This window comes from Specibacter cremeus (assembly GCF_003946885.1).
GTDB lineage: Bacteria > Actinomycetota > Actinomycetes > Actinomycetales > Micrococcaceae > Specibacter > Specibacter cremeus.
The window spans coordinates 1-10666 of the sequence record NZ_RWKQ01000073.1 but is presented as its reverse complement, the minus strand read 5'-3'; the positions used below and the strand labels follow the sequence as shown (position 1 = coordinate 10666).

The following is a 10666-nucleotide window of genomic DNA, read 5'->3' as shown; positions in this document are numbered from 1 at the left end:
CAGGGTAACCGGGATGACCGGGGCCCCCGCACGGGTGGTTACCAGGGCGCCCGTGACGGTGAGCGGCGCCCGTTCAACGACCGCGGCGANGACGACCGCGGCCCCCGCACGGGTGGTTATCAGGGCGCCCGTGACGGCGAACGCCGTCCGTTCAACGACCGCGGCGACCGTCCCTCCTATGGCAATCGCGATGACCGGGGCCCCCGCACGGGTGGTTACCAGGGCAACCGCGATGACCGTGGACCCCGGCAAGGTGGCTATCAGGGCGCCCGTGACGGCGAACGCCGTCCGTTCAACGACCGTGGTGACCGTCCCTCCTATNCAACGACCGCGGCGACCGTCCTTCCTATGGCAATCGCGATGACCGGGGTCCCCGCACGGGTGGTTACCAGAGTCGCGGCGACCGTCCTTCCTATGGCAACCGCGATGACCGGGGCCAGGGCGGCTACCGCGGACAGGGCAACCGGGACGACCGTGACAACCGCGGCCCCAGGCACGATCGCGGCCCGCGCGAGGAGCGCCCGGCGCCCACGCGCAACCCGGCCGACCTGCGCAGCGCCAACCGCGCCGACCGGGAGCGGTCGCCCGAGGTCGACGAGGACGTCACGGGCGAGGAACTGGACAAGGTGACCCGCGCCCAGGTCCGCACCCTGGAAACCCGCAACGCCGAATGGGTGGCCAAGCACCTGGTCATGGCCGGCCGCTATGTCGACATCGACGCGGAGCTGGCCTTCCAGCACGCACTGGCTGCCAGCCGCCGCGGCGGGCGCCTTGCCGCGGTCCGCGAGGCCGTCGGCATCACGGCCTACGCCGCCGAACACTACGGTGAGGCGCTGCGTGAGCTGCGCACCTACCGGCGCATCAGCGGCGCCAACGACCACCTGCCTCTCATGGCGGACTGCGAACGTGGTCTCGGCCGCCCCGACCGGGCCCTGGAGCTCATCCGCACCGAGGACACCGATTCACTGGACACCGCCGGCAAGGTCGAGCTGGCCATCGTCGAGTCGGGCGCCCGCGGTGATTTGGGTGAGTTCGACGCCGCCATCGCCGTCCTCGAGATCCCGCAGCTCGACATCAACCGCGCCTTCTCGTTCAGCCCGCGCCTGTTCCGCGCCTACGCCATGGCCCTGAGCGCCGCCGGCCGCAAGGACGAGGCGAAGAAGTGGGAGGACCAGGCGGTCGTGGCCGAGAACGCGCTCGGCATCGGCGAGGACTCCGAGCCGTTCATCATCGACCTGGCCGACGGTGACGACGAACCGCTGGAGCTCCCACGCCGCCAGGATGCGGAGACGGACGACGACGCGTCCCCGGCCGCCGCGCGCACCGTCACCGAGGCGGACGTCACGAACGCTGACGAGTCGAGCACGGCCGACACGAACATCGACGACGCCGAGTCCGACTACTTCGAATCCGACGACCCGGAGTCCGACGAATACAGTGCGGACGACGATGAAGCGGACGGCGAAGAGGACGTGGATGACTGAAACGCCGGCCGGCACGGCATTGGTCACCCGCTTTGACGCGGTCCTGTCCGACCTGGACGGGGTGGTCTATGCCGGGCCGCACGCCATCCCCGGCGCCGTGGCGGCCCTGCGGCGGCTGGGCGGCCTCGGCCTTGGGCTGGCCTACGTGACGAACAACGCGTCCCGGACGCCGGAGCAGGTGGCCGCCCACCTGCGCGAGCTCGGCGCCCCGGCGGACGACGACCAGGTGGTCAGCTCCGCCCAGGCCGGCGCGGCCCTCGTGGCCGAACGGTTCCCGGAAGGGACCCGCGTGCTGGTCATCGGCAGCGACGCGCTGCGCCGGGAGGTCACGGCCGTCGGGATGGAGATCGTCGGCCACGCGGACGACAAGCCGGGCGTCGTCATCCAGGGGTTCGACCCGAATCTGGGCTGGCACGACCTGGCCGAGGCCGCGTACGCGATCAACGGCGGGGCGGCCTGGGTGGCCACGAACACGGACCTGACCATTCCCCGTGACCGTGGCATCGCCCCGGGCAACGGCTCCCTTGTCGGGGCGGTGCGGCAGGCCGTCGACGTGGACCCGCTCGTCGCCGGCAAGCCGGAGGCGCCGCTGTTCCGCACGGCGGCCGCGCGGCTCGGCGCCACCCGGCCGCTCGTCGTCGGCGACAGGCTGGACACCGACATCCTGGGCGGCAACAACGCCGGCATGGCCACGGCGCTTGTGCTCACGGGTGTCGACACCGCCCTGGCCGCACTGTCGGCCCGCACGGCCGAACGCCCGGACTTCCTGCTGGCCACGCTCGACGACCTCTACACCGGCTACCCGGTGGTCCGCCGGGACGGCGACGCGTTCACGTGCGGCGGCGCCATGGCCGTCGTCGTCGATGGCGGGCTGCGCGTGGGCGGCGCCGCGGACGACCTGGACGCGTGGCGCGCCGCCTGTGCGGCCTGGTGGAGCTCGACGCCGGAACTCGCGGCGGCGGCGGCGCCCACCATTGCCTGGGGCACGGTGGGAGAGAGGCAGCGGTGACCGGACACCACGTCACGGGGGACCCGGCGGTCGACCGGATCCTGGCCGACGCCGAATCCACCGGCCACCTGCCCACCTCCCGGCACGCCGAACTGTACGGGACGGCGCTCGAGGCGCTGGCACGGGAGCTTGACGCCGACCCTCTGCAGGCCATGGCCCAGGGCATGGAACAGGGCATGGAACAGGGCATGGAACAGGACACGGCTCAGGACATGATGCTGCACGAGCCCGAAGACACCGGGGCCTGAGGTGGCCCGCCTCGACCAGGAACTCGTCACCCGCGAGCTGGCCCGCTCCCGGACGCATGCGGCGAAACTGATCGCGGCCGGGCGTGTGCGCCTTGACGGCGTCCCCGCCACGAAGGCCGCCGCCCAGATCGCCGCCGGCGCGGATCTGAGCGTCGAGGCGGACGGGGGACCGGAGTACGTGTCGCGGGCCGGGCACAAGCTTGCCGGCGCGCTGGCCCGTTTCCCGCAGGTCGTCGTCGCGGGGCGGCGGTGCCTCGACGCCGGTGCGTCCACCGGCGGCTTCACCGACGTGCTGCTGCGCCAGGGGGCCGCGCACGTCGCCGCGGTCGACGTCGGTCACGACCAGCTCGTCCCCGAACTGCGTGGCGACGACCGCGTGGACGTGTACGAGGGCCTGAACATCCGGTATATGAGCGCCGAGGACATCGGCGGCCCCGTGGACCTGACCGTCTGCGACCTGTCGTTCATCTCGCTCACCCTGGTCATCGGACCGCTCGCCCGGGCGACACGCCCGGGCGGGGACCTGCTGCTCATGGTGAAACCCCAGTTCGAGGTGGGCCGGGAGCGCCTGGCGCGCACCGGCGTCGTCGCCTCCGACCATGAGCGCAAGCGGGCCGTCGAACAGGTGGTGCGCGCCGCCGTCGACCATGGCCTGGCGCTGCACGGACTGGGCGTCAGCGACTTGCCGGGGCAGGACGGAAACGTCGAGTACTTCCTGTGGGCCACACGGATTCCGTCGGCGGCGGCGCATATGATCGAGGAGCGGGACGTGGAACACGTGCTCGCGGACGTATGGCCGCAGGGCCGGCCGTAACACCGGGACCGTCCACCGACAGACCGATAAGTCACAGGGAGAAAGCCCCACCGATGGAAAGAAGGGTCCAATGCCAAGGCGCGTGCTGATCCTCGCCCACACGGGGCGCGAGGAATCGATGGTCGCCGCGCTGGAGGCGTGCGTGCAGCTGCATGCCGCGGGCATCAATCCCGTCATGTACGCCGAGGAACTTGCGGACATGACCGGGTACCTGGGTGTGGCGGACGCGGCCGTCGACATCCTGGACCGCGACGCCACGCTCGCCGACATCGAACTCGTCATGGTGCTCGGCGGCGACGGGACCATCCTGCGAGCCGCCGAACTGGTCCGCGACCACGACCTGCCGCTGTTGGGCGTGAACCTGGGCCATGTGGGGTTCCTGGCCGAAAGCGAACGCGCCGACCTGGCCCAGACCGTCGACTGGGTGGTGCGCCGGCAGTATTCGGTGGAGGAGCGGACCACGCTCGACGTGACCGTCTGGGTGCAGGGCCGGACGGTGGCGCACACGTGGGCGCTGAACGAGGTGGCGCTGGAGAAGGGCAACCGGGAGCGCATGATCGAGGTCGTCACCGAGGTGGACGGGCGGCCGTTGAGCTCCTTCGGCTGCGACGGCGTCGTCATGGCCACGCCCACCGGCTCCACCGCCTACGCATTCTCCGCCGGCGGCCCGGTCGTCTGGCCCGGCGTGGAGGCGCTGCTCATGGTGCCCATCAGCGCCCACGCCCTGTTCGCCCGCCCGCTGGTCGTGGCGCCCACCTCCACCATGGCCGTGGAGGTGCTCACCCGCAACGGCGCCCACGGCGTCATCTGGTGCGACGGCCGGCGCACCATCGACCTGCTGCCCGGCTCCCGCATCGAGGTGAAACGCTCCGCCCGGCCGGTGAAGTTGGCTCGCACGCAGCAGAGCCCGTTCTCGGAACGCCTGGTGCGCAAGTTCGAGCTGCCCGTGCAGGGTTGGCGCGGGCCGTCCAACGAGCCGGCCGTGCCGCCCACCACGGAGCTGCCCATCGTCCCGGCGCCCAAGCCGGCGGCACCGGTGCCGGCGCCCGACGCCGCCCGGCGCGAACACTTGGGCAGCCTGCTGCACGGGGAGGACTTTGCCGGCATCAATTTCACCCAGGAGGGTCCGCGCACGCCATGATCGAGGAAATCCGCATCCGCGACCTGGGCGTCATCACCGAGTCGACCCTGCCGCTGGGACCCGGGCTGAGCGTCGTCAGCGGCGAAACCGGCGCGGGCAAGACCATGGTGGTGACCGCCGTCGGGCTGCTGCTGGGCAACCGGGCCGATGCCGGGGCCGTGCGCAGCGGCGCCAAGTCCGCCTCCGCCGAAGCCACCCTGGCGTTGCCGGCGGGGCACGCGGCGCTGGCGCGGGCCCTGGAGGCCGGTGCCGAGATCGACGAGTACGACGGCGGCGCGCAGCTCATCCTGGCGCGTACCGTGGGTGCCGACGGGCGCAGCCGCGCCCACGTGGGTGGGCGCAGCGCGCCGATCGGCGTGCTCGGCGAATTGGGGGAGTCGCTCGTGGTGGTGCACGGGCAGTCCGACCAGATCCGGCTCAAGAGCGCCGCGGCGCAGCGGGAGGCGCTCGACAAGTTCGCCGCCGAGGCGGAACGCGGCTTCGGCACGCGGCAGGCGGCCTACACGGACCTGTACCGGCGCTGGCAGCAGGCCCGGGCCGAGCTCGACGCGTTGCGCACCTCGAGCCGGGAGCGGCTTCGCGAGGCCGAATCGTTGACGCAGGCCCTGGCGGAGATCGACGACGCCGACCCGCAGCCGGGTGAGGACGAGGCGCTCAAGGCCGAGTCGCTGAAGCTGGCCAACGTCGAGGGCCTGCGACTGGCCGCCCAGACGGCGCATGAGGCGCTCATCGCCGAGGACTACAGCGAATCCCCGGACGCCACGACGCTCGTCGACGAGGCCCGCCGGCAGCTCGACTCCGTGGCCGATTCCGACGCCGAACTGGCCGACACGGCCAAGCGGGTCGCCGAGGTGGGCTACCTGCTGGCCGACATCGCCCGCGACCTGGCCGGCTACATCGCCTCCCTCGACTCGGAGGGGCCGGACCGGCTGGCCGAGATCGAGGACCGGCGCGGTGTCCTGGCCGTCCTTGTGCGCAAGTACGCCCCGAGCATCGACGAGGTGTTGGCCTGGGCGGACGCGTCCCGGCACCGGCTCGACGAGCTCTCCGACGACTCGGGCCGGATCGAGTCGCTGGCCGCCGAGGTCGACGCCGCGGAGACGTCGCTGGACGCGCTGGGCGCCGAGCTCACCCGCGACCGGCGGGCCGCGGCCGCGAAATTGTCCAAACGGGTCAGCGACGAGCTGGCGGCACTGGCCATGCCGGATGCGAAACTCGTCATCGAGATCGCCCCCGCCGGGCGCGGACCGCACGGCGCCGACGACATCACCTTCCTGCTCCGCCCGCACGCCGGCGCCGCCCCCAGGCCGCTGGGCAAGGGCGCGTCCGGTGGCGAGCTCTCCCGCGTCATGCTGGCCATCGAGGTGGTGCTCGCCGCCGTCGACCCCGTCCCCACGTTCGTGTTCGACGAGGTCGACTCCGGGGTGGGCGGCAAGGCGGCCGTGGAGATCGGGCGCCGCCTGGCCATGCTGGCCAAGCACGTACAGGTGCTCGTCGTCACGCACCTGCCGCAGGTCGCCGCGTTCGCCGACCAGCACATCGTGGTGACGAAGCACCCCGTGTCCAAGGGTGCCGGCTTCACGTCCAGCGACGTGCGCCTGCTCGAGCCGGAGGAGCGGGTGGTGGAGCTGGCCCGCATGCTGGCCGGGCAGGAGGATTCGGCCACGGCACAGGCGCACGCCCGCGAACTGCTGGCCGACGCACGGACCCCGTCCACCTGATCCGGCGCAATGACCAAATACCCGTCCAAGATGATAGGCTCGAATCCCGTGGTGCAACGATCAAATTCCCGGTTCAGTGGTCCGTCAGCGACGACCAAACACATCTTCGTCACCGGCGGCGTGGCCTCCTCGCTCGGCAAGGGATTGACGGCCTCGAGCCTCGGTCACCTGCTGCGGGCCCGCGGCCTGTCGGTCACAATGCAGAAGCTCGACCCCTACCTCAACGTGGACCCGGGCACAATGAACCCGTTCCAGCACGGCGAGGTGTTCGTCACCGACGACGGCGCCGAAACGGACCTGGACATCGGCCACTACGAACGGTTCCTCGACGAGAACCTCGAGGGCTCCGCCAACGTCACCACCGGCCAGGTCTACTCGACCGTCATTGCCAGGGAACGCCGCGGCGAGTACCTGGGCGACACCGTGCAGGTCATCCCGCACATCACCGACGAGATCAAGCGGCGCATGCGCCTGCCCGCCGAGGGCAAGAACGCCCCGGACGTCATCATCACCGAGATCGGCGGCACGGTCGGCGACATCGAATCCCAGCCGTTCCTCGAATCGGCCCGGCAGGTGCGCCAGGACATCGGCCGCAGCAACGTGTTCTTCGCCCATGTCTCCCTCGTCCCATACATCGGACCCTCGCATGAGCTGAAGACGAAGCCCACGCAGCATTCCGTGGCCGCCCTGCGTTCCCTCGGCATTGCCCCGGACGCCATCATCCTGCGCTCCGACCGGGACCTGCCGGATGCCATGCTGGAGAAGATCGGCCGCGCCTGCGACGTCGACATCGACGCGGTCATCGGCTGCCCGGACGCGCCCAGCATTTACGACATCCCCAAGACCCTGCACGCCCAGGGCCTGGACTCGTACATCGTGCGCGCCCTCGACCTGGCGTTCAAGGACGTCGACTGGACCACGTGGGACACGCTGCTGGAGGCCGTGCACAACCCGGCCCACCACGTGGAGATCGCGCTCGTCGGCAAGTACATCGACCTGCCGGACGCCTACCTGTCCGTGACCGAGGCACTGCGCGCGGGCGGCTTCGCGAACCAGACCAGCGTCAAGATCCGCTGGGTGCCCTCCGACGAATGCGCCACCCCCGCGGGTGCCGCGCGGGCGCTCGACGGCGTCGACGGCATCTGCGTGCCCGGCGGCTTCGGCATCCGCGGCCTGGAGGGCAAACTGGGTGCGCTGACGTTCGCCCGCGAGAACCAGCTGCCCACGCTGGGCCTGTGCCTGGGCCTGCAGTGCATGGTGATCGAGTACTCGCGCAACGTCGCCGGCCTGCCGGGCGCGTCGTCGTCGGAATTCGACCCGAAGTCCGGCACACCCGTCATCGCCACGATGCAGGAGCAGCTGGACATCGTCGATGGCAAGGGCGATTTGGGCGGCACCATGCGCCTGGGCCTGTACCCGGCCACGCTCGCCGAGGGGTCGGTCATCGCCGAAACCTACGGCCGCACCGACGTCGCCGAGCGGCACAGGCACCGCTACGAGGTCAACAACAAGTACCGCGACCAGATCGCCGCGGCCGGGCTCGTGTTCTCCGGCACGTCGCCGGACGGCAAGCTCGTGGAGTTCGTCGAACTTCCCCGCGAGGTCCACCCGTACTACGTGTCCACCCAGGCGCACCCGGAGCTCAGCTCCCGGCCGACCAAGCCGCACCCGCTGTTCACCGGCCTCGTGGCCGCCGCCCTGGACCGCCAGAACGGCACCCGGTTGCTGGAGGTCTAGACGACCATGGGCGCCCCCGAGACACCCTTGCTGGCCGACGTGCCCCGTCCGTTGCCGCTGCACGCCTCGGCGACCGTGTACAGGGGGCGCATCTGGGACGTGGTCAGTGACACGTTCTCGCTCGCCCCGGGCGGCGAGCCGCTGACCCGGGACTACATCGCGCACCCGGGCGCGGTCGCCGTCGTCGCGCTCAACGACCGGGACCAGGTGCTGCTGCTGGACCAGTACCGCCACCCCGTGCAGATGCAGCTGTGGGAGGTGCCTGCCGGCCTGCTGGACGTGGAGGGGGAGGATTTCGTCGCCGGGGCAGCGCGTGAACTGGCCGAGGAGGCGGACCTGGTCGCCGCCGACTGGAACGTCCTGTGCGACTTCTTCACCTCACCCGGCTCCTCCAGCGAGGCCATCCGCATCTACCTGGCCCGCGGGCTCTCCGCGGTCCCCGAGGCGCAGCGGCACGTGCGCACCGATGAGGAGGCGGAGATGTCGCACCGGTGGGTGGACCTCGACGACGCCGTCGCCGCGGTCCTGGCCGGCCGGCTGCACAACCCGTCCGCCGTCGTCGGCCTGCTGGCGCTCTCCGCGGCCCGCGCCGGCGGCTACTCGGCGCTGCGCGACGCGCACGCGCCCTGGCCGGCGCACCCGAGCCAGCGGCAGCAGTGACCGCCGCCGGAGCACTGGACGGTGCCGTCGCCGACTACCTGCACCACGTCGGCGTGGAGCGCGGGCTCGCGGCCAACACGTTGCAGGCGTACCGGCGCGACCTGGCCCGCTACCGGCGCTTCCTGGCCGGCGCGGGCGTCAACACGCCGGCGGAGGTCACCCGCCACCATGTCACCGCGTTCGCCCAGGCGCTCTCCGACGGGGCCGACGGCGGCACGGCGCTCGGGGTGCGCTCCGCGGCGCGCACCATCGTCGCGGTGCGTGGGCTGCACCGGTTCTGGGCGTTGGAGGGGACGACGACGGCGGACCCGGCCGCCGATGTCCACCCGCCGATGCCGGGCCGCCGCCTGCCCAAGGCCATCAGCGTCACGGACGTCACCAGGATCCTGGACGCCGCCGGCTCCGACACCCCGACCGGGCTGCGCGACCGGGCGATGCTGGAATTCCTGTACTCGACCGGGGCACGCATCAGCGAGGCCGTGGGACTGGACGTGGACGACATCGTGCTGCCCGGCACCCCGGGCGACGGTCCTGCCGTGGTGCGCCTGTTCGGCAAGGGGTCGAAGGAACGTCTGGTGCCCGTGGGCTCCTACGCCGTGCGGGCGCTGGAGGCGTACCTGGTGCGCGGGCGCGGCACCCTGGCGTCGAAGGGCCGGGGCAACCCGGCCCTGTTCCTGAACGTCCGCGGCGGACGGATCAGCCGGCAGAGTGCCTGGGCCATCCTGAAGGCCGCCGCGCAGAAGGCGCAGATCGGGCGGGACGTGTCCCCGCACACGCTGCGCCACTCATTCGCCACGCACCTGCTCGAGGGTGGGGCCGATGTGCGCGTGGTGCAGGAACTGCTGGGCCACGCCTCGGTGACGACCACGCAGGTGTACACGCTGGTCACGGCGGACACGCTGCGCGAGGTGTACGCGGCCGCGCACCCGCGCGCCCTCGGTGGTTGAGCCTGTCGAAACCGAGCCTGTCGAAACCGAGCCTGTCGAAACCGAGCCTGTCGGGCTCCTACAGGCCCTGCGGGAACTGGAAGGACGACGGGACCGGCGACGGTGCGGTGCCGTAGGTCAGGACAACCTCGTCGTGCGCCTTCAGGACGACGTTCGTGGCGGCACCGGGCTGCCGGGTTCCATTGACATACACGCTCCAGCCATGGGTCGACGACTGTGCCGTGCCGGGTGTCGCATCGGATCCGCCCAGCACTCCCCACTCCGTGAGGACCTGGCCCAGGGTGTAGGTGTCGCCGGGCGCGGGTGCCTCGATGTGAACGATGCCGGACGTGTCATGGGTGTGCAGGGCGGAGATCCCGTCGGGCTGCCCGTCGGCACCGAAGCTGAAGCCGATGTCCGCCGGAACCGTGACGTGCAAGCCGTTCACGAAGACATCAAGGTGCGCATGGTAGTGCTCGGCCGTGCCCTCGGCGGTCAGCACGCCCAGCCCCGCCGCCTTGATCCGGTCGGCCCCGCCGGTCGTGTCCAGGCCCCAACCGGCGGAAGCGGCCCCCGGCGCGGGCGTCGTTGCGGCCGGGGCGGGAGCGGCCGGGGTGGCCGGGGCGGGGGAGCAGGCGGCGGCCCCCAGGGCCAAGCCGGGCAGGATGAGGGCGAGGGCGTATCGCTTGTTCATGGAACGGCAGCAACTTTCGGGTGGTGACGGAGACGGTGGTGTCGCAGGGAACGACGCGTTCCCGCGTTTCAGCGTAGCCAGCCTCGCTGGTTGCCACCTGTGGGCCATGTGGCGACTGGCGGCGTGGGTTTGGCGGCGTGGGTCTAGGCTCAATGCCGTGTAGTTAGGCTGGGCGGGCTGGTGTCAAGACGTCGGGGTTTCGGCGTGTCGGTGGGGGCAAGAAGGCGGAGCC

10 protein-coding genes are annotated in these 10666 nt (G+C 71.7%); 9 read left to right on the top strand and 1 reads right to left on the bottom strand.

Annotated features, from left to right (window positions below):
• The first annotated feature begins 626 nt into the window (after positions 1-626).
• The 9 genes from EJC77_RS19530 to xerD all read left to right on the top strand — a co-directional run bounded on the left by EJC77_RS19530 (position 627) and on the right by xerD (position 9761).
• The gene (locus EJC77_RS19530; RefSeq protein WP_240630386.1) at positions 627-1484 is read left to right on the top strand and encodes a hypothetical protein; all 858 of its coding nucleotides are present in this window, start codon (positions 627-629) and stop codon (positions 1482-1484) included.
• Positions 1477-2493 (top strand): HAD-IIA family hydrolase, encoded by a 1017-nt coding sequence (locus EJC77_RS19525; RefSeq protein WP_125616751.1) that lies wholly within the window; start codon positions 1477-1479, stop codon positions 2491-2493. The genes EJC77_RS19530 and EJC77_RS19525 overlap by 8 nt, the downstream gene beginning before the upstream one ends.
• Positions 2490-2741, top strand: coding sequence for a hypothetical protein (locus EJC77_RS19520; RefSeq protein ID WP_125616748.1), 252 nt, complete (start codon positions 2490-2492; stop codon positions 2739-2741). The genes EJC77_RS19525 and EJC77_RS19520 overlap by 4 nt, the downstream gene beginning before the upstream one ends.
• 1 nt (position 2742) lies before the next feature.
• The gene (locus EJC77_RS19515) at positions 2743-3555 is read left to right on the top strand and encodes a TlyA family RNA methyltransferase (RefSeq protein WP_125616745.1); all 813 of its coding nucleotides are present in this window, start codon (positions 2743-2745) and stop codon (positions 3553-3555) included.
• Positions 3556-3625: 70 nt separating this feature from the next.
• Positions 3626-4696, top strand: a complete 1071-nt coding sequence (locus tag EJC77_RS19510; protein WP_125616742.1) for an NAD kinase — start codon at positions 3626-3628, stop codon at positions 4694-4696.
• Positions 4693-6417 (top strand): DNA repair protein RecN, encoded by a 1725-nt coding sequence (recN, locus tag EJC77_RS19505; RefSeq protein WP_125616739.1) that lies wholly within the window; start codon positions 4693-4695, stop codon positions 6415-6417. The genes EJC77_RS19510 and recN overlap by 4 nt, the downstream gene beginning before the upstream one ends.
• A gap of 30 nt (positions 6418-6447) precedes the next feature.
• Positions 6448-8154: a CTP synthase gene (locus EJC77_RS19500; protein ID WP_125616768.1), complete on the top strand. Its 1707-nt coding sequence runs from the start codon at positions 6448-6450 to the stop codon at positions 8152-8154.
• A gap of 6 nt (positions 8155-8160) precedes the next feature.
• Entirely contained in the window at positions 8161-8814 is a 654-nt protein-coding gene (locus EJC77_RS19495; protein ID WP_125616736.1) for an NUDIX domain-containing protein, read from the top strand.
• Complete coding sequence (xerD, locus tag EJC77_RS19490; protein WP_125616766.1) at positions 8781-9761, top strand: site-specific tyrosine recombinase XerD; 981 nt, start codon at positions 8781-8783, stop codon at positions 9759-9761. The genes EJC77_RS19495 and xerD overlap by 34 nt, the downstream gene beginning before the upstream one ends.
• A gap of 58 nt (positions 9762-9819) precedes the next feature.
• On the opposite strand, the gene EJC77_RS20560 is transcribed toward xerD, so the two are convergent.
• Complete coding sequence (locus EJC77_RS20560) at positions 9820-10434, bottom strand: hypothetical protein (RefSeq protein ID WP_164520499.1); 615 nt, start codon at positions 10432-10434, stop codon at positions 9820-9822.
• Positions 10435-10666: the final 232 nt, after the last annotated feature.